Origin of the sequence: Clostridium beijerinckii (genome assembly GCF_036699995.1) — a bacterium.
GTDB classification, from domain to species: Bacteria; Bacillota; Clostridia; order Clostridiales; family Clostridiaceae; genus Clostridium; species Clostridium helianthi.
This window is the reverse complement of sequence record NZ_CP144906.1, coordinates 5,209,124-5,228,322: the sequence shown is the minus strand read 5'-3', so window position 1 is coordinate 5,228,322 and position 19,199 is coordinate 5,209,124. Positions and strand designations below refer to the sequence as shown.

The 19,199-nt window shown below is 29.8% G+C and carries 16 protein-coding genes; 13 read left to right on the top strand and 3 right to left on the bottom strand.

Annotated elements, in window-relative coordinates; genetic code table 11:
* Positions 1 to 214 precede the first annotated feature (214 nt).
* The 4 genes from PZA12_RS23460 to PZA12_RS23445 are packed head-to-tail and all read left to right on the top strand — an operon-like array spanning position 215 to position 5,957.
* Positions 215 to 2,284 (top strand): chemotaxis protein CheA, encoded by a 2,070-nt coding sequence (locus PZA12_RS23460; protein WP_103698065.1) that lies wholly within the window; start codon positions 215 to 217, stop codon positions 2,282 to 2,284.
* 52 nt (positions 2,285 to 2,336) lie between these two features.
* Complete coding sequence (locus PZA12_RS23455; protein ID WP_078114252.1) at positions 2,337 to 4,058, top strand: methyl-accepting chemotaxis protein; 1,722 nt, start codon at positions 2,337 to 2,339, stop codon at positions 4,056 to 4,058.
* Positions 4,059 to 4,073: 15 nt separating this feature from the next.
* Entirely contained in the window at positions 4,074 to 4,889 is an 816-nt protein-coding gene (locus PZA12_RS23450) for a CheR family methyltransferase (protein WP_078114253.1), read from the top strand.
* Positions 4,890 to 4,931: 42 nt separating this feature from the next.
* Positions 4,932 to 5,957, top strand: a complete 1,026-nt coding sequence (locus PZA12_RS23445; protein WP_103698064.1) for a protein-glutamate methylesterase/protein-glutamine glutaminase — start codon at positions 4,932 to 4,934, stop codon at positions 5,955 to 5,957.
* Positions 5,958 to 5,968: 11 nt separating this feature from the next.
* Here PZA12_RS23445 and PZA12_RS23440 read toward each other — a convergent pair whose 3' ends face one another.
* Positions 5,969 to 6,625 (bottom strand): response regulator, encoded by a 657-nt coding sequence (locus tag PZA12_RS23440; RefSeq protein WP_103698063.1) that lies wholly within the window; start codon positions 6,623 to 6,625, stop codon positions 5,969 to 5,971.
* 443 nt (positions 6,626 to 7,068) lie between these two features.
* On the opposite strand from PZA12_RS23440, the gene PZA12_RS23435 reads away from it, so the two are divergent.
* The 9 genes from PZA12_RS23435 (at position 7,069) to PZA12_RS23395 (ending at position 15,699) form a co-directional block, all read left to right on the top strand.
* Positions 7,069 to 7,440 carry a response regulator gene (locus tag PZA12_RS23435; protein WP_023975972.1) on the top strand — a complete coding sequence of 124 codons (372 nt, stop codon included), beginning with the start codon at positions 7,069 to 7,071 and terminating at the stop codon, positions 7,438 to 7,440.
* A gap of 98 nt (positions 7,441 to 7,538) precedes the next feature.
* Positions 7,539 to 10,163, top strand: a complete 2,625-nt coding sequence (locus PZA12_RS23430; RefSeq protein ID WP_103698062.1) for a methyl-accepting chemotaxis protein — start codon at positions 7,539 to 7,541, stop codon at positions 10,161 to 10,163.
* A 34-nt stretch (positions 10,164 to 10,197) separates the two neighbouring features.
* Entirely contained in the window at positions 10,198 to 10,695 is a 498-nt protein-coding gene (locus PZA12_RS23425) for a chemotaxis protein CheW (RefSeq protein ID WP_103698061.1), read from the top strand.
* A 15-nt stretch (positions 10,696 to 10,710) separates the two neighbouring features.
* On the top strand, positions 10,711 to 12,327 hold the full coding sequence (locus PZA12_RS23420) for a methyl-accepting chemotaxis protein (protein ID WP_077842015.1): 1,617 nt from the start codon (positions 10,711 to 10,713) through the stop codon (positions 12,325 to 12,327).
* 29 nt (positions 12,328 to 12,356) lie between these two features.
* Positions 12,357 to 13,829 (top strand): ATP-binding response regulator, encoded by a 1,473-nt coding sequence (locus tag PZA12_RS23415; RefSeq protein WP_103698060.1) that lies wholly within the window; start codon positions 12,357 to 12,359, stop codon positions 13,827 to 13,829.
* Positions 13,830 to 13,855: 26 nt separating this feature from the next.
* Positions 13,856 to 14,263, top strand: coding sequence for a response regulator (locus PZA12_RS23410; protein WP_023975967.1), 408 nt, complete (start codon positions 13,856 to 13,858; stop codon positions 14,261 to 14,263).
* 118 nt (positions 14,264 to 14,381) lie between these two features.
* Positions 14,382 to 14,795 carry a bacteriohemerythrin gene (locus PZA12_RS23405; RefSeq protein ID WP_077842018.1) on the top strand — a complete coding sequence of 138 codons (414 nt, stop codon included), beginning with the start codon at positions 14,382 to 14,384 and terminating at the stop codon, positions 14,793 to 14,795.
* Positions 14,796 to 14,822: 27 nt separating this feature from the next.
* Positions 14,823 to 15,050 (top strand): hypothetical protein, encoded by a 228-nt coding sequence (locus tag PZA12_RS23400; protein ID WP_077838595.1) that lies wholly within the window; start codon positions 14,823 to 14,825, stop codon positions 15,048 to 15,050.
* 91 nt (positions 15,051 to 15,141) lie between these two features.
* Entirely contained in the window at positions 15,142 to 15,699 is a 558-nt protein-coding gene (locus PZA12_RS23395) for a bacteriohemerythrin (RefSeq protein WP_241394424.1), read from the top strand.
* 126 nt (positions 15,700 to 15,825) lie between these two features.
* Here the strand turns inward: PZA12_RS23395 and PZA12_RS23390 are convergent, their stop codons facing one another.
* Positions 15,826 to 16,188 carry an Hpt domain-containing protein gene (locus PZA12_RS23390; protein ID WP_103698059.1) on the bottom strand — a complete coding sequence of 121 codons (363 nt, stop codon included), beginning with the start codon at positions 16,186 to 16,188 and terminating at the stop codon, positions 15,826 to 15,828.
* Positions 16,189 to 16,231: 43 nt separating this feature from the next.
* Positions 16,232 to 19,171 (bottom strand): ATP-binding protein, encoded by a 2,940-nt coding sequence (locus PZA12_RS23385; RefSeq protein ID WP_103698058.1) that lies wholly within the window; start codon positions 19,169 to 19,171, stop codon positions 16,232 to 16,234.
* Positions 19,172 to 19,199 lie beyond the last annotated feature (28 nt).

Here is a 19,199-nt window from a genome sequence, read left to right as displayed (position 1 = left end):
AACTCAGAGCATTCAATCTATATAGATTGAATGCTCTTTTTATATAAAATTCAAGATATTTTGTGCAATTTGCATTTATGTGTAGTATAGTAGTGCATTTTGCATCAAAATCAATGACTTAAGTGACTTAAAAGATTGTAATAAAAAATTTAATATAGAATATAGAGAGATTAACGTTTTATATAAGAAATATGCAAAAAAGGAGGGAATTAAGATGTCGGAAAGCTTTATAAATGAATCTATGTTAGATATGTATATTTTTGAAACAACTCAGCTTATAGAACAATTAGAACAATTAGTTATTGATGGAGAAAAAGAAAATGGATTCTCAAATTCGATAGATGAAATATTTAGAATTATGCATACAGTCAAAGGATCATCAGCTATGATGCTTTTTAATAACATTTCTGGACTCTCTCATTCTGTTGAAGATTTGTTTTATTATCTTAGAGAAAATAATCCGGATGAAGTTGATAACAATATATTAAGCGATATTGTATTAGATTCAATTGATTTTATCAAAGGCGAAATTTCTAAAATTCAGCAAGGAAATACACCAGATGGAGATTGCGCAAATAAAATTACTAGCATAAAGGAGTTTTTAAATGAACTCAAAGGAATAGAAACAATTGATAGTGATACAGCTCCTAATGAGAATAAATTTGAGCAGCAAAAATTTTTTATAACCAGCGCAAAAAGTAAAAGGGACGCATCTAATCAAAAATACAAAGCTAAAATTCAATTTTCAGAAGATTGCGGAATGGAAAACATAAGGTGCTTTGGCATTCTTCACAAACTATCAGAAGTAGCTGAAATAATATGCAGTTCACCAGAAAATATAATAGATGATGATGAAAAAGCCTGTGAAGAAATTAGAAAGAATGGATTTAAAGTATGTTTTTCTTCAGATTTAAATTTAGAGGATGTAAAAACAATTCTAAATGAAACTGTTTTTTTAAGTGCACTTGATATTAGCTTTATGGGAGAAGACGACGATACTTTTTTAGATAATAAAGAAGTTATTGAAGAGGTTGCGATAGAAAAAGAATGTAGTAAGAAGGAAGAAGAAAAGAAAAATATAGCAGAGGAAAAGAAAGCTGAAAAAACATCTTCTAATCATGGATTTATAAGTCTAAGTGTGGCTAAGGCAGATAGGCTTATGGATCTTATTGGGGAGTTAGTAATTTCGGAATCAATGGTTACACAAAATCCAGATTTAATTGGGCTCGAAATAGATAATTTCCAAAAATCAGCAAGGCAACTTCGTAAAATTATAGCAGAAATGCAGGATACAGTAATGTCAATAAGGATGGTTCCACTTTCTGCAACTTTTCAAAAGATGAATAGAATTGTTAGAGATATGAGTAAGAAAATGGATAAGGAAGTCAAATTAACGATCATAGGAGAAGAAACAGAAGTAGATAAAAATATAATTGAACATATATCAGATCCTTTAATGCATTTAGTTCGTAATTCTATTGATCATGGAATAGAGACAGTAGAAGAAAGAATTGATAAAGGAAAACAGCAAGTAGGAAATCTGGTGTTAGAAGCTAAAAATGCAGGTAGTGATGTCTTAATTATAGTAAAAGATGATGGCAGGGGTCTAAATGAAGAAAAGATACTAGAAAAAGCAAGAAACAATGGATTACTTACTAAAGATGAAAGTGAAATGAGTAAAAAAGAAATATTTAGTCTAATATTTTTGCCGGGATTCTCAACTAAAGAGGCCGTATCAGAGTTTAGTGGCAGAGGAGTAGGGATGGATGTTGTAGTAAAAAATATTGAAAAGATAGGGGGAACGGTCAGTATAGATAGTGTGTTGGAATTTGGTACAAGTATCACTATTAAGATACCATTAACTCTTGCAATTATAGATGGAATGAATGTAAGAGTTGGAAATTCCAGATACACTCTTCCAACTAGCTCTATAAAAGAATTTTTTAGACCAAAAGAAAGCGATATTATAAAAGATCCAGATAATAATGAGATGATTATGGTTAGAGGTCAATGCTATCCTATACTTAGATTGAACGAGCATTTTTCTATAAGAACTGATACAGATAAATTGCCAGATGGGATTCTAATAATGATAGAGCAGGATGAAAAGTGGGTATGCATTTTAGTAGATGAGTTATTAGGACAACAGCAAGTAGTTGTTAAAGCGCTTCCGAACTATATAAAAAACATTAGAAATATTAAGGATTTGGCTGGATGTACTCTTTTGGGAGATGGGAATATAAGTTTAATAATCGATATGGACGGATTAATGACAACAGTATAAATAGTAAAATTTAAGTTTAATTTAAAATAAGTGGTTAATGGAGGTAAAGAATATGAGGTGGTTAAACAATATAAAGGTTGGAACAAAATTAATAATTGGATTTATTGTAGTGGCTTTATTAGCTGGAATAGTTGGTGGTATAGGAATTACAAAAATAAAAAAGATAGATCAAAACTATACTAACTTGTATACTAATTATGGAGCATCAATTGCGGATGTTGCTAATGTATCTATATCTTTTCAAAGACTTAAGATAAATTTGAATAATATTACAATGTATAGAGATGGAAGAGATATGAGTGATTATGCTAATAGAATAAAAAATTATGATGCAAAAATTCAGGAAAGTTTAAAAAAATTTGAAGGTTCACTTCAAAGCGATGAAGCAAAAGCCGAGTTTTCTAATCTTAATACACTTTTAGGCAAATATGATGAAATAAAGGATACGATTATAGAGTTATCTCTTTCAGGCAAGAAAGATGAAGCTCTTGCTTTAATGGGACAGGACTCAACACAAAAGCTATCTGATCAAATAAATAATTCTGTAGATAATTTATTTCAATTAAAGGAATCAGGGGGATTTAGTAGATCAAATGAATATTCAGCAGAGGTTAATAATGCTGTTGTGACTATGATTTTTGTAATAGTCGCAGCTATAATTATAGCCCTATCACTTGGCATTATGATTTCAAAAGCTATAAGTAACTCTATATCGAAGCTTATGACTGTAACAAGTGAAATCAGCAAAGGAAACTTAGATGTAGAGATTATTAATAATTCAAAAGATGAAATTGGTATATTATCAGAAGAAATGAAAAGAATGAAATATAGATTAAATGAAGTAATTGGTCAGATAGGCTTTGCAGCAGAACAAGTTACAGTTGGATCTAGACAAATAGCAGATTCAACTATAGCTTTATCACAAGGGGCTACAGAGCAAGCAAGTGCTGTTGAAGAATTAACAGCTTCTATCGAAGAAATATCTTCTCAAATATCAGTAAATGCTGAAAATGCTAAAAAGGCTAATATTATAACAGATAGTACTAAAACAAATGCAGGGAAAAGAAATAATGAAATGAAATTAATGCTTAAGGCAATGGATGAAATTAACGTTTCTTCTAATAATATATCAAGAATTATTAAGGTGATTGATGAAATTGCATTTCAAACTAATATACTTGCTTTAAATGCTGCTGTAGAAGCTGCTAGAGCAGGTCAATATGGAAAAGGATTTACTGTGGTAGCTGAAGAAGTTAGGAACTTAGCAGCAAGATCAGCAAAGGCAGCTAAAGAAACTACAGAAATAATAGAAGAATCAATTATTAAAATTCAAGATGGAACTAATATAGCAAATCAAACTGCAGATGCGCTCGAAAGTATTGTTAGTGATATAGAAGAGGTTGCAAAAATAATTAATGGTATATCAGATGCTTCTGAAGAACAAGCTACAGGAATTTCACAAATATCACAAGGAATAATACAGATATCACAAGTTGTACAAAGTAATTCAGCAACTTCAGAAGAAAGTGCAGCTGCAAGTGAGGAATTAGCAGGTCAGGCAGAAGTTTTAAAAGAACAAGTTCAAATGTTTAGATTAGCAAGTGATAGAAGCTCGATGTCTAATTTGAACAATGATTATATTAATCATAGCATTCATGGTAATCTTAATAAAGATACAAGAAATTTAATGGAAGAAAATGATAGATATTCAGAGAAAAAAACATCAAGCACTAAAAAGATAATACTTAGTGATAATGAATTTGGAAAATATTAAAGATAAGGTGATTATATGATTTCAATTACGGAAAAAGAATTTGCTCAATTATCTAGCTATATAAAGGAGAACTATGGGATTAATCTAAGGGAAGAGAAAAAAATGTTGGTAATTGGAAGGCTCCATAATGTGTTAGCAGAGCATAACATAGAAGATTTCTCTCAATATTATCAATATGTAGTTTCTGATAAGAGTGGAAAGGCAGTTAGTACGCTGCTCAATAAAATTACAACAAATCATACATATTTTATGCGTGAGAAAGCACATTTTGACTACTTGAGAGAAAAGGTACTTCCTTATTTGGTTAATTCAGTAAGGGACAAAGATTTAAGAATATGGTCAGCTGGGTGTTCTTCTGGCGAAGAGGCATATACTATTGCTATGATATTAAGCGAATTCTTTAAACAAGAAAAGTTATGGTGGGATAAAAAGATATTAGCGACAGATATATCCGAAAAGGTATTAAGTATTGCTAAAAATGGAATATATCATAAAGAACAAATCGGACCATTACCGGAGATGTGGAAGAAGATTTATTTAAAAAAATACGATGAGGAAAATTTCGTATTTTCGGAGAATATTAAAAATGAAATAATATATAGAAAATTTAATTTAATGGAAGAAGTATTTCCGTTTAAGAAAAAGTTCCATGTTATTTTTTGTAGAAATGTAATGATTTATTTTGATAATAGAACAAAGAATGAGCTAATCCGTAAATTTTATAACAGCATGGAGTACGGTGGATATCTTTTTATAGGGCATTCGGAATCACTAAGTGGTGATACAGCTGGATTTAAGTATATAATGCCATCTGTATATAGAAAGGAATAGGGTTATCTTAAGATAATTTAAAGGGCTAAGAAGGTGAAGTTAATGAGATCAATTAGAGTTTTAATAGTTGATGACAGTATAGTATTTAGGGAAGCAATATCAAGAGGAATATCGACGGCACCTAATATAGATGTTGTTGGAAAGGCGGTAGATCCCTATGATGCTAGAGATAAACTATTAGAATTAAATCCTGATGTTATGATTTGTGATGTACAAATGCCAAAATTAAATGGTGTAGAATTTATTAAAAGGCTTCTTCCTCAATATAAAATTCCAATAATAGTTGTAAGTTCTATAAGCGATGTAGTCTTCGATGCTATGGATGCAGGAGCAGTAGACTTTTTAAGTAAGCCTGATGCTAGAACTCCTAATGGATTTGAAATTTTTATTAATGAGTTGATAGTCAAAATTAGAGGAGCAGCAAATGTAAATCTATCTGCTAATTTAGGGCAGATTTCAAAGAGTGGTAGCAATGGGGGAATGGAAAAGAGCATAAATGCTAAAAATAAAGTGATTGCTATAGGAGCATCTACTGGAGGAACAGAAGCTATTTATAATCTATTAAAAAATCTTCCAAAAGATATTCCTGGGATAATTATAGTGCAACATATTCCTCCAGTGTTTTCTAAAATGTTTGCAGATAGATTAAATTTGCAAACACAATTTACTGTTAAAGAAGCTCAGACAGGAGATACTATTGAGCCAGGTAAAGTTTTAATAGCTCCAGGTGATAAGCATATGAAAATTAAGAAGGCTGCAGATAAGTATATTGTAGAAACTATTCAAGGTAATAAAGTTAATGGACATTGTCCATCTGTAGATGTACTTTTTGAATCAGTAGCTAAGGTAGCATCGAAAAATGCTATAGGAGTTATTCTGACAGGAATGGGGCATGATGGAGCAGTGGGGCTTATGTCAATGCGAAGAGCAGGGGCAAGAACTATAGGGCAGGATCAGAAATCCTCTGTTGTATATGGTATGCCAAAAGTTGCTTTTGAAATTGGAGCCGTTGAAAAGCAAGTGGCTATTTCAAATATACCTAGTGTCATTTGCGATATGTTAAAATAAAAATGGACTATTTATACTAGTCCATTTTTTACAGCATAAACTGCAAGTTGAGTACGATCTCTCAAACTAAGCTTTGAAATTATTTCTGTAATAATATTTTTAACAGTACCTTCAGCAATAAATAAAGATGATGCAATTTCTTTATTATCTTTTCCATCAACAATCATAGATACTATTTTTAGTTCTCTTTCAGTTAATGAGATATTTATACCATTAATATCAATAATTTTTTTCTTAGCTTTTTTATTTTCTTTACGCAGATTTAATATCATAGGACTTAAGATATCTTTAGTAATTATGCGAAGTCCTAGTGAGGTGCTTTTTATAGATAGTATAAGTTCCTCAGTACTTATATCTTTTAAGATATATCCGTCAGCACCATTACTTATAGCATCTGTGACATCAGATTTATCATTAGATGCAGTTAAAACTAGTACCTTAACTGATGGAAGTTCTGCTTTTATTAGTTTTGTAGCTTCCGTACCATTACATATAGGCATAGACAGATCCATTAAAACAACATCAGGCATATATTCTTTACATAGATCATAAGCTTCATTTCCATTAGTAGCGCAAGCTACAACTTTTATATCACTGTTATTTTCAATTATGTTTTTAAAACTTTCTCGTAAAAGTTTCTGGTCTTCTGCAATAATTACTCTTGTCATATACGAACCCTCTCTTTACCCAAATAAGCAATATATTAAATTTTCGTGAAAAATAGACAAATAATATTTATTAAATCTAATGAAAACACAGATTAACCGCTTGTAGATTCTAATATAAATTATAACATTTTACAAATACATGAACAATGTATAAAGCTAATCTTAATTAAACTAATAAAATTTTGTGTGTAAACTTTAATTAGTTTAATTTTTAAATTGCAATTGTAAAGATTAGGGGACTATTGATGGTGAAAATCCTTATAAATGTCATCTATATGAAGTAGATTTTAAATAAAAATGCAATCGGCATATTTATACAAATTAATTGTGCAATTTGCATGATACTACATGACTTGTGGTACTACAAACCAATTTTAAAAACATTTAAAATAAAATTAAAGGAAAAGTGGTATTTTTATAGCATTTCATGGGGGTGAAATTATATGAAAAGAGTTTTAGTAGTAGATGATGCGGAATTTATGAGACTCGCTTTAAAATCTATTTTACAAAATTGCGGATTTGAGATCATAGGTGAAGCTGATACTGGCATAAAGGCCGTAAAACTATATAATTTATTAAAACCAGATATTGTGACAATGGATTTGACCATGCCAGAACTTGGGGGAGTAGAGGCAATAAAGATCATTAAGTCAATAGATGAAAATGCAAAAATTATAGTAATTTCGTCATTATCGCATGAAATCCAAGTTAAGGAGGCTATGCTAGCAGGAGCTATATCTTTTATAGTAAAACCTTTCAGGGAGGACATTGTATCTAAACAACTATTAAATATTGAAAGAAATATTAGAAAATAAAACTTTAAGATAAGCATGAAATTGAAAGCATTAGGAAATTAACTTGAAATTTAAGATAACATCATAAGAGTAAATTTTGTTAGATGGGATGGATTAAGATGTTTGAGGTAAGTAATCTGAAAATAAAAAATAAAATTGGGTTAATATTTACAGGTATTATAGCTATGGAAATTGCTTTGTTTGCCGCATTTAATATTGGAGTGGGAAACATGGCAGATATAAAAGAAATGCGAATTAATATGATAATAATATTACTGTTTTCTATAATAATCACAGTAATCATGGGATTATTACTAATAAATTTCATATACAAACATATAAGAAAAATTAATAATATTGCAAGGAAAATTGCTAACGGAGAATTTGACGAAGATATACAGGTAGATTTTATTGATGAATTCGGGGATCTAGCTAATTCACTTAAACAGATACAAAAAAATATAAATAATTTGATCGATGATTCTAATTTAATTGAAGATTGCATTAAAAAAGGTAATTTTGATATAGCTTTAGATTTATCAAAATACTCAGGGGCATGGGGAAATGTACATAGGAAGAGTTTAGCAACAATGAATATGTTTATAAAGAATATTAGAGCAACTTCACATTACATAGAAAAGATAAGTAAAGGAGAATTCAATGAGAAATACACTAGGGAGGAAATAGGATCATTTAATGTAATAAAAACAAGTATTAATGAACTTATAGATAATCTCAATAATATAATGGAAAATATTCATTGGTTCAAAGAAAGCTTTAGATTAGGGAATACAAGAGATAAAATAGATGCTACAAAATTTCAAGGCTCTTATAAGGAAATGTTGGAATGTATTAATGATACTACATGGATATCGATAGAAGTATTTATTAAGTTATTTGCAGTGCTTAAATCATATTCAAAAGGAGACTTTACAGTTGAGCTTGAAAAATTCCCAGGAAGATATGGATTAGTAAATGAGCATATAGAAGACTTAAGGAATAATTTATTAAATATATCTAAGGAACAGATTAACATAGCCAATGAAATTAAATCAGGAAATTTAGCAAAAAGGATAGATTCATCCAAGTTTAATGGATCATGGGCTAAAATGATTGATGGAATTAATGATGTAATTGATGCGTTTGTTGAACCTATTAATATTACAGCTGATTACGTGAAAAGGATAAGTAATGGGGATGTACCAGAAAAGATTAAAAATGAATACCAAGGTGAATTTAATAAAATAAAGAACAATTTGAATACATTAATTGATACTTTAAATTTATTTGTTAAAGAAGTTAATTGGATGAATGATACATTTAAATTAGGTAATACAAGAGATAGAATAGATGTTTCAAAATTCGATGGGGTATATAGGCAAATGGCTCAAAGTGTTAATGATGGAATGTGGATATCTATAGATGTATTAATAAAAATATTTGCAGTATTAAAATCTTATTCAGAAGGAGATTTCTCAGTTGAGCTTGAAAAATTGCCTGGAAGATACGGAATTGCAAATGAAAGTCTGCATGGATTAAAATCTAATATTCTTAAAGTTGTTGATGAACAAATAATGGTTCTTTCAGCAGCGGCTGAAGGAAATTTAGATATTAGAGGTGAAAGTGAAAAATATACAGGAAGCTTTAAAGAACTCATAAGTATAATAAATAAAGCTGTTGATGCTTTTGCTAAGCCAATAGGAGAAATAAAAAGTGTTTTAGAAGAGATGTCAAAAGGTAATCTCAATGTTCGCATTGAGAATTCTTATAAAGGTGATTATGGAAATATAATGAATGCTTTAAATTTATCTGTACAAGAAATTAATCAAGTACTTACTGATATAAATATATCAGCAAATGAGGTGGCTTCGGCATCAATACAAGTCTCAAATGCAAGCCAAAACCTATCGCAAGCATCTGCGGAACAAGCAAGCGCTGTAGAGGAAGTAACTGCTTCGCTTTCAGAGATAGGAGAACAAACAAAATTAAATGCTATAAGTGCTAATGAAGCTAATGAGCTGGCTACAAAAGCAACAACGAATGCTATTAATGGAAATACAGAAATGAGTACTATGTTAAAGGCTATGAATGAGATTAATGAAGCATCTGAAAATATTTCTAAAATAATAAAAGTGATAGATGAAATAGCTTTCCAAACTAATATATTGGCTCTTAACGCAGCAGTAGAAGCCGCAAGAGCAGGACAGCATGGGAAGGGATTTGCGGTAGTTGCTGAAGAGGTTAGAAATCTTGCAGGTAGAAGTGCAAATGCGGCTAAAGAAACAACAGCTTTGATAGAAGGGTCAATAAGAAAAGTGAATTCTGGAACTCAAATAGCTAACAATACAGCAGAATCACTAAATTCAATAGTTAACGATATTAGTAGTACTTCTGAGATAGTAAGAAAAATAGCAGCATCTTCTAACGAACAGGCAACTGCAGTATCACAAATAAATGAAGCGATTGAACAAATATCGAGAGTTACTCAGATAAATTCTGCGACATCCGAAGAAACTGCCTCTTCGAGTGAAGAAATGTCTAGTCAGGCAGAAACTTTGAAACAAAGGGTTGCCCAATTCAATCTAAAAAAGAAAAGTTCAAATAAAATATTTTTAGACAGCATAGAAGAAAAGGAAGCATCAAGGCTAGAAAATGACATAGATGAGAGAAGAATTGGACTAGTATCTGACATAAGAAAAAAAATTAGTATTAATTTAGATGACACAGAGTTTGGAAAGTATTAGTATTGATTTCTAGTAGAAGAGAGGAAGTGTTAGCATGAATACAAATATAATTAATGATAATGCAGATATGGAAGAAGATACTCAGAAGGGAAAATACCTCACATTTATACTTGATGATGAATCTTATGGTATAGGAATAAATAATGTTACAGAGATTATTGGAATACAACCTATAACTTTGGTTCCAGAACTTCCAGATTATATAAGAGGAATCATTAATTTAAGAGGAAAGATAATTCCCGTAATGGATGTGAGACTAAGATTTAAGAAGGATTTTAGGGAGTATAATGACAGGACTTGTATAATCGTGATAGATATTAATGAATTATCAATAGGTCTTATTGTTGATAGTGTTTCAGAAGTTCTGATAATACCAGATCAAGACATTGTACCTCCACCTAATCTAAGCAAAGTTAGCAATAAGTATATAAAGGGAATAGGAAAAATAGATAATCAAGTTAAATTAATTTTAGATTGTAATAAGTTAATAAATGATGAGGAGGCTGAAACTCTAAATAACATTGAACAATAGAGGGAGGACATTATTATGAAATGGTTCAAAAATATGAAAATAGGTTTGAAAATACTTCTAGGATTTTTAGTTGCAGCTTTTATTGCAGGTATTACGGGTATTTATTGTATTTCAAATATAAATAAAATTAATGACCTAGATACTAAATTATATGATAAAATGACTCAGCCATTAGGAGATGTTATTGAGGTTTCTAATGATTTTAATAATATAAGAGCTAACACCAGAGACATTTTGCTTTCAGATAATACAGCGGAAATTCAGGATTATATTAGTCAAATTAAGGACAATAGCGATAAGTTTGATTATAGCTTAAATAAATTGTCAGAAACAACCTTAACTATTGAAGGGAAAAAAGCTATTGAGGATATAAAGGTTTCTAAATCAGAATATATGAATCTTATAAGTAAAATAACTCAACTAAAGAATCAAAATAAAAATCAAGAAGCAGTTAATAATTTATATTCAGAAGGAAAGCCAATTTTAGAAAAGTTGCAATTAAATTTAAAAACATATACAGATTTAAAGCTAAAGATAGCTAAAGAAACTTCGGACGGGAACAGTAAAACAGCAGATAAAACAACACTATTAACAACAATAATCTTAATTATAGGAGTAACTGTATCAATACTAACAGGAGTAGTTATCTCTTTATCCATAAGTAGACCAGTTAATAAGATAATAAGAATAGCAGATAAAATTGCAGATGGAGACTTTAATATAAGTGTTAATATAGAGAGCAAAGATGAGATCGGATTATTGGCTCTTTCGTTTAGGAGAATGGCTGAAAAATTAAATAATACTATCTGTAATATAAATTCAGCAACAGAACAAGTTTCAGCAGGGGCAAAACAAGTTTCTGATTCAAGTGTAGCACTTTCACAAGGAGCTATGGAACAAGCCAGTTCTATTGAAGAGTTAACGGCATCTATTGAAGAAATATCTGCTCAAACAAAAATGAATGCAGAGAACTCTACAAATGCCAATGAAATTGCCGTTAGTGCAAAAATGAATGCTGAAGATGGTTATGAGCAAATGAAAGCAATGAAAATAGCGGTAGAAGATATAAACAATGCTTCAACAAGTATATATAAGATTATAAAAGTTATTGATGAAATTGCATTTCAAACTAATATTTTGGCTTTAAATGCGGCGGTTGAAGCGGCAAGGGCTGGACAGCATGGAAAAGGTTTTGCAGTGGTTGCAGAGGAAGTTAGAAACCTGGCAGCAAGATCTGCAAAAGCTGCAAAGGAAACTGCAGAGATGATTGAGGGCGCTATTAGAAAGGCAGAAATGGGAACCAAGATAGCAAAACAGACGTCTGAAGCATTAAATAAAATTGTAGAGGACACTGTGAAAGTTGCTGAATTCATAAATCAAATAGCAGTAGCTTCAAATGAACAGGCAGAAGGAATAGCTCAAATTAATCAAGGAGTTATTCAGATATCAGCAGTAGTACAAACTAATTCAGCAACAGCAGAAGAAAGTGCATCCGCAAGTGAAGAGTTGGCTTCTCAAGCAGAGATGTTGAAAGATCAAGTTTCAAAATTTAAATTAAGGGAAACTAAAAGCTGTTTAGTAAATAATTCAATTAAAAACATAGATTTAGATATGATGTCAAAATATGAATGATTTAAAATTAGTTCCATGGAGTGAAGCCTATGATAAATGATATTAGAGTTTTGATAATAGAAGATTCAAAAGCCTCTTTGAATTTTGAGGTAGCACAACTTAAGAGAAGTGGTTTCAATGTAGACTATGAGCAAATAGAAAATGCAGAAGATTTAAGAAAGGCGTTAAATTGTAAGGAGTGGGACATAATTTTATCTGATCATGTAATGCCAAATTTTAATTCTATCGAAGCATTGAAAATATTAAATGAAACAAAGTTAGATATACCATTTATTATAGTATCAGGTGAAATTGGGGAGGAGACAGCTGTTGAAGCCATGCGTGCTGGATGCAAGGATTATATCATGAAGGATAAAATGGCACGTCTTGGAATGGTTGTAAAAAGAGAACTTAAGGATTTGCATGAAAGAGTTGAGAGAAAAAGAGTAGAGGAAGAGATGAAAAATCTTCTTATAAGTTCAAAGGAAGAAGCAGAAGCAGCAAATAAAGCAAAAAGCAATTTTCTTGCAAATATGAGTCATGAGATAAGGACGCCACTTAATGGTGTTATAGGGATGATTGAACTTACATTAATGAATAGTGAGTTAAAGGATGAATTGAGAGAAAATCTTCTAATTGCGAAAGATAGTGCTTATTCATTGATTAATATTGTGAATGCGATACTAAATTTTTCAAAATCAGAAGCAGGAAAAATGGAATTGAGGGAATCCAATTTCAATCTTAAAAATCTAATACATAACACACTTAAAATCTATTCATACGATGTAAGAAAAAAAGGAATTATCCTAGAATACAAAGATTCAGATGAAATTCCGGATTTATTGTACGGAGATTCTGAAAAATTACAACAAATACTTAATAATTTGATAAGCAATGCAATAAAATTCACAGATGAAGGAAGAATTTCATTAATAATTAAAAAGGAGCAAACAATAGGAGAAAAGATTATTTTAAGGTTTTTAGTTAAAGATACAGGAATAGGAATTAATGAGAAAGATAAGAATTTATTATTTAAAAGTTTTAGTCAATTAAATAATTCCTATTCCCGTGAATATAATGGAACCGGATTAGGACTTGCATTGTCAAAACAATTGGTTGAAATATTGGGGGGAGGGATTTGTGTTGAAAGCCATATGGGACTAGGAAGTACATTTAGTTTTACAGCAGCTTTCAGACTAGCAAAGAGAGGAAAAGTGAATATTAATTCACATGAATTACAAGAGAAAAGAAATTTCAAAAATGCGAATGAAATAAATAGAAGCACAGATCTAAATACAGAATTAAAAAGATTAGTTGAAAAAATGGACGAGGCAAATAGTGATCTAATTAAAATTGAAAAGATAGCAGAGATTATAAATAACTCTATAGTTATTTCTAAGTTTGATGAACTAGTAATGATGGGGTTTAAGTTGAAAGCAAATGCACGAAGGGGAAATGAGGAAAAAGTGAAAATAACTTTTGAGCAATTAAGAGAACGCATTATTAGTTTAATGAATATATAAAATTTGGGTTGAAAAGAGGTTGGTATATGAGAATTCTTATTGCGGAAGATGATTACGTAAATAGACGATTTTTATTTAAGTTTTTTTCACAATATGGTGATTGTGATATGGTAGTTAACGGAGAGGAAGCAGTCCAGGCATTTATGTTTTCAGTGGAGGAGAAAGATCCATATGATGTTATATGTCTTGACATAATGATGCCGAAGTTAGATGGGTTAAAGGCGCTGAAGATGATTAATTCAATTGAGAAAGAAAAACAAATAACCTATGAAAATTTGTCTAAAAAATTTGTGATTACGGCCTTAGATAATGCAAAAGATGTCCAAAATGCTTTTGAACTAGGCTGTGAAGTGTATGTAACTAAACCAATAAATACTGATAAATTAATTGAAGTTATGAAGAAATTAAATTTAGATATAGATGATAAGAAATAATTTAAATTATATAGATATCTGGTATAGGCAAGGGTGTTTTAAATTGTATTCGTATAGAAGATATCTTTATATAAAGAAAGAATCTTACTAAAAGTAATTTATGAGAGGGTGTTTTATTATGAATTTAAATTGGGACAATAATTTAGCAACGGGAATTGTAAATATTGATAATCAACACAAAGAATTATTTGATCGTATTAATAAATTATTGACTGCTATGAAAGAAGGTAAGGGTAAGGATGAGGTTATAGGAACTTTAAATTTCCTTGAAGATTATGTTATAAAGCATTTTACTGAAGAAGAAGAAATTCAAAAGAAAAATAATTATCCTAAATATAGCATTCAACATAAACAGCATGAAGAATTTAAAGAGGAACTTAAAGAATTGAGGAGGACATTTGAAACTACTGGAACATCTGCATTATTTGTGATAAAGGTACAAAATAGAATGTCAACTTGGTGGAAGAGCCATATACGAGATTTAGATAAGGATTTAGGAAACTTTTTAATAGAAAATTCTAAACAATACTAAGGTATTTTTGATAAGGGGGATACATATATGAGAAGTTGGGTTGTAAATTTAAATTTAAAGTTTGTAAATAAATATAATGTTCCATTCAATAGTTTTGTTATTAAGGCAGAAGAAAAGGAAGAATTTCTAGTAAAAATGGATAGGGTATTAATAAAGGTTATGGAGTTAGTCAAATTTGAAATTGATGATATATCACCATTTGATTATAAAGAATTACCAGAAGAAATTGTTAATGAATATATTTGTGTAGATTAATTATGCTAAAAATTTAAAATCTTAGGGTGAGGATTATATAGATAATGATATTTGGGTATAGAAGTATAAATTATGAGAGGGTGTATGAAATATGTATGAAGTATTGAAAAAGGATGAAAGAGGATTAATAAATAATAAAATAGCGTCATCAATGGTAAAGTTTACTCATGAAGATAATGATTCGGTTATTATGGATATTAGCAGAATCAATATTAGTGGTGAGGTACTTATGCATTTTATGAATTCAAATTGGGATGCTGTGTTATCCACTGGAGTTGATAACATTGATAGACAGCATCAAGAAATATTTAGATTAATTAATAATTTGGTAAGTGCCATGAATGAAGAAAAAAGCAAGGTAGAGATTATTAAGGCGTTGGATTCTCTTGAAGAACATGCAATTCGTCATATTAATGAAGAAGAAGCAATTCAAAAGGAAAATAACTATCCAGGATTAGAGATTCAGCAGATGCAGCATGAAGAATTCAAAGAGTGTTTAAGGGACATAAGAAGCTTCTTAGAAACTAGGGAAATATCAACATTATTTATTATACATATGCAACAAAAAATATTTAAATGGTGTAGAAAACATATGCTAAACGCAGATAAAGATTTAGGAGAATTTCTAATAAGTAGTCGCAGAAATTAGATGATAATTTAAAAAGATAGTACTAAGAATTAAAATAAAACCTATGAAATAGCCATTCTTAAAAGAGCTATTTCATAGGTTCAGTTTAAATAATAATTCTTTAGTACTGTCTTTTTTATTATATAGTTATATGAGTATAGACATCTCATAAAAGAAGCTTCTGATTTTTTTTAAGGCTATGGAGATGACAGTAAGTATATTACTTAAATGCGGTTGGATATTATTATAATTGCTATTTTTCAATAAATTATTAATTTGGGTAGTTTCCTCATAGACATCAGTTATTCTATAATTTCCGGAAAGACCCTTCAAGTTATGAATTATTTTTTGAATATTTTCTAAATCACTTTCCATCATGGAGGCCTTTAAATCTGATAATGCTATATTAAATTCATTAATCAATTCGGCATAAAGCTCAGATACCTGTTGAAGATTAAGTCCTAAATCATTTGAAAAACCAATTATGTCATAATCTTTGTCATAATTCATAAATTAGATAACGCCTCTTTCTTAAATATAGTATTATGTCTTATTAATCGATGTCTTCTTTGTTAATTTTAGCTAATATTATGCACACCTTTTCGATAAAGTTTGGAATATCAATTGGTTTAGTAATATAATCAGAAAATCCTAATGATAATCCTTTTTCTATATCTCTAGGCATTGCATGAGCACTAACAGCGATGATTGGGATGTCTTTGGTCTCCTTATGCATTTTGAGTCTTTTGAAGACTTCATAACCGTCTATCCCAGGTAAATTTATATCCAGTAATATAATATCTGGTTTATGGGAAACAGCTAAATCTAAACACAATTCACCAGAATTTGCTGAAAGTATTTTTAAATTACTAATTTGGTGTAGAGCACGTTCAACAAGCCGTAAATTAGCAGGATTATCTTCAGCATATAATATTGTGCGAAATTTATCGTTAGAGAAATAAGTTCTATTTTCAGATGCCATCATATTTTCAGAAGTTTGCAAAATAGATGATTCCATACAAGGAAGTTCAATCCAAAAGTGACTGCCAGCACCTTTTTCGCTAGTTACAAATATTTCACCATTCATTAATTCAGTTAGCTGTTTGGCAACTGCAAGTCCAATTCCAGTTCCTTCAATTGAATTATTGATTCTGTTTAGACGGTAAAATGGTTTGAAAATCAATTCTAAATCAGAATTAGATAAGCCAATGCCAGTGTCAATAACATGAAATCTATATTTATCATTAACCTTATCATGATAGAAGATTACTTGACCATCTTTTTTGTTATACTTAATTGCGTTAGATAGCAAATTAAGTAAAATTTGTTTTAGTCGTGTATGGTCTGCCGAAACAAATTCATCTGGATTATCTATAGGGTAATTAATAATTTTTATTTTATGTTTATCTGCAAATGGTTTTATTATGGAAATAGCCTCTTCTATTACATGTTTAATTGGAACAGATTCAATTGAAATGCTCAGTTTTCCTGATTCGATTTTAGCTAAATCCAGTATTTCGTTAATTAATTCTAGTAAATGATTGCCGGCTTTTGATATTTCCTTAACACTCTGACTCTGAGAAGGTGTTAATGGAGATTCAGGGTCTAATTCTAAGATTTGAGAAAATCCTAATATGGAATTTAATGGTGTTCTAAGCTCATGACTCATGCTAGATAAAAATTCAGATTTTGCTTTACTAGCTTTTTCAGCCTCTTCTTTTGCCGTAATAATAGAACGAGCCATTTTCTTTTGCTCTGTAATGTCACGAGTTAGAACTACTACTCTATCTTTATAGTTTAAGTGCGGAGAAATACATGCCTCAAACCATTTTAATCCATCCTTGGATTGAATATTAAAATCCATAGTAGTAGATTTTCTTGCTTTAATAACATAATCTATCTTTTCTTTAGCAACTTTAGCTGTATTTTCATCTAAAATATCGTAGATAGAGCTAAGATGCCCGTGCATATGTAGTTTATACAAATAAGTATGAACACTTGACCATAATTTAGTGATATATCCGTTTATATCTATCTCTGAGATTATGTCATTAATTGAATCAACAAGTGACCTGAAATCAACTTCTTTTTTTCTGAGTTCAGATTGGGTAACTAATAAATTTTTATTTGTTTCACCGATATGATGTCCCATTTCGATCAAATTTAATGCTATATCTTCTAATTCTGAGATCTTTAATAGTGGATCATCTATATCATATTTGCCACTACTAATCTCCTGAACAATATTATTAATATTTAACAAGGAATCAGAAACAATATAGCTCATATTTTTCACTTTCTTATAAGTGATTAAGAAAAGTAAAAAATATGATAAAATTAATCCTAATACTGTAATTATTCCGATTCTTAACAAATTGTTTTTTAGCATATCAGCATTAGAGTGTATATTTTTTGTTGGAACTACTATTAATAATTTTAAATCCGTATTAGGTATAGCGGACCAACATGCAATTCTAGGTTCTTCTTTAAGTGTAAAATTTGAAAATCCAGTTTCACTAGTTTGAATTTCATCCATTAATGTGGTCAAATCATTGTTGTTATACAAGTTATAATGATAATACCCGTTTCCGTATTTTAAAACGAGTTGATCTAAATTTAAATCATTTTTTCCTGCATCAGAAAGTGAAAGGATATTGCCATCCTTTCCAATCAATAGGTTATAACCATTCCAAGGAATATCAATTTCTAAAATCTTATCAACAATTGAATCCATATTTATATCAATGCTTACAACACCTTCCAAAAAATTGCCGTTATAAACAGGACATATAGCAGAACTTATAAAATTGTTGTTACTTGAATTAAAATCATGAGTCACCCATTTTACTTTTTGATCTGGATTATGGTTAGCATCAGCTTCATAATAAAATTTGCTAGAAGGTGATTGTAAAGAAGAATTATAGCTATTAAAAACATCAACGTATGGGTAAGTTATATTTAAGGAATCAAAGGTGTTAAAATATATGGAATTAACTAATGGACAAGAATTCTTAATATCTGCCATTAATTTTTGTTGTGTTAATACCTTGGCTATTTTATTTTCTTTATCATCTCTTGTAGCAGGTAGAAAATTATTATAAAAAATTGCTGCCTCATCAGCTGAATTATTCTCTTTAGTATAGTAAATATTATCATTTGAATATGATAACCTACTATATTCTTTAGGAGTTAAAGAAGTTGTAGTTGATAAAGCATGTCCTATTTGCAAACTGAAAAACATTGTAGAATTTGAAATAGACGATAAGTGCTGATCAATTAAGTTGACTTCTTGTTTAATAATTTTATTAAGTTCACTTTTTGATTGATCTTTGTAAAAGGCAACTGAACTTTTATGAGACCAGTAATTTGAGATGAAATATATACATGTAAAAATTATTTCAATAATTATTAATGGAATTAACGCATTACGAATATAGGACTGCCAAATCCATTTATAAAGAGAAATATTTTTATGAGTGTTTGTTTTATCCATAATATCACCTCATCCACTATGCCTAGTA

Excerpts from the sequence above, each read along its gene's own strand:
- PZA12_RS23460 (WP_103698065.1), top strand. The coding sequence starts at position 215 with ATGTCGGAAAGCTTTATAAATGAATCTATGTTAGATATGTATATTTTT.
- PZA12_RS23455 (WP_078114252.1), top strand. The coding sequence starts at position 2,337 with ATGAGGTGGTTAAACAATATAAAGGTTGGAACAAAATTAATAATTGGA.
- PZA12_RS23450 (WP_078114253.1), top strand. The coding sequence starts at position 4,074 with ATGATTTCAATTACGGAAAAAGAATTTGCTCAATTATCTAGCTATATA.
- PZA12_RS23445 (WP_103698064.1), top strand. The coding sequence starts at position 4,932 with ATGAGATCAATTAGAGTTTTAATAGTTGATGACAGTATAGTATTTAGG.
- PZA12_RS23440 (WP_103698063.1), bottom strand. The coding sequence starts at position 6,625 with ATGACAAGAGTAATTATTGCAGAAGACCAGAAACTTTTACGAGAAAGT.
- PZA12_RS23435 (WP_023975972.1), top strand. The coding sequence starts at position 7,069 with ATGAAAAGAGTTTTAGTAGTAGATGATGCGGAATTTATGAGACTCGCT.
- PZA12_RS23430 (WP_103698062.1), top strand. The coding sequence starts at position 7,539 with ATGTTTGAGGTAAGTAATCTGAAAATAAAAAATAAAATTGGGTTAATA.
- PZA12_RS23425 (WP_103698061.1), top strand. The coding sequence starts at position 10,198 with ATGAATACAAATATAATTAATGATAATGCAGATATGGAAGAAGATACT.
- PZA12_RS23420 (WP_077842015.1), top strand. The coding sequence starts at position 10,711 with ATGAAATGGTTCAAAAATATGAAAATAGGTTTGAAAATACTTCTAGGA.
- PZA12_RS23415 (WP_103698060.1), top strand. The coding sequence starts at position 12,357 with ATGATAAATGATATTAGAGTTTTGATAATAGAAGATTCAAAAGCCTCT.
- PZA12_RS23410 (WP_023975967.1), top strand. The coding sequence starts at position 13,856 with ATGAGAATTCTTATTGCGGAAGATGATTACGTAAATAGACGATTTTTA.
- PZA12_RS23405 (WP_077842018.1), top strand. The coding sequence starts at position 14,382 with ATGAATTTAAATTGGGACAATAATTTAGCAACGGGAATTGTAAATATT.
- PZA12_RS23400 (WP_077838595.1), top strand. The coding sequence starts at position 14,823 with ATGAGAAGTTGGGTTGTAAATTTAAATTTAAAGTTTGTAAATAAATAT.
- PZA12_RS23395 (WP_241394424.1), top strand. The coding sequence starts at position 15,142 with ATGTATGAAGTATTGAAAAAGGATGAAAGAGGATTAATAAATAATAAA.
- PZA12_RS23390 (WP_103698059.1), bottom strand. The coding sequence starts at position 16,188 with ATGAATTATGACAAAGATTATGACATAATTGGTTTTTCAAATGATTTA.
- PZA12_RS23385 (WP_103698058.1), bottom strand. The coding sequence starts at position 19,171 with ATGGATAAAACAAACACTCATAAAAATATTTCTCTTTATAAATGGATT.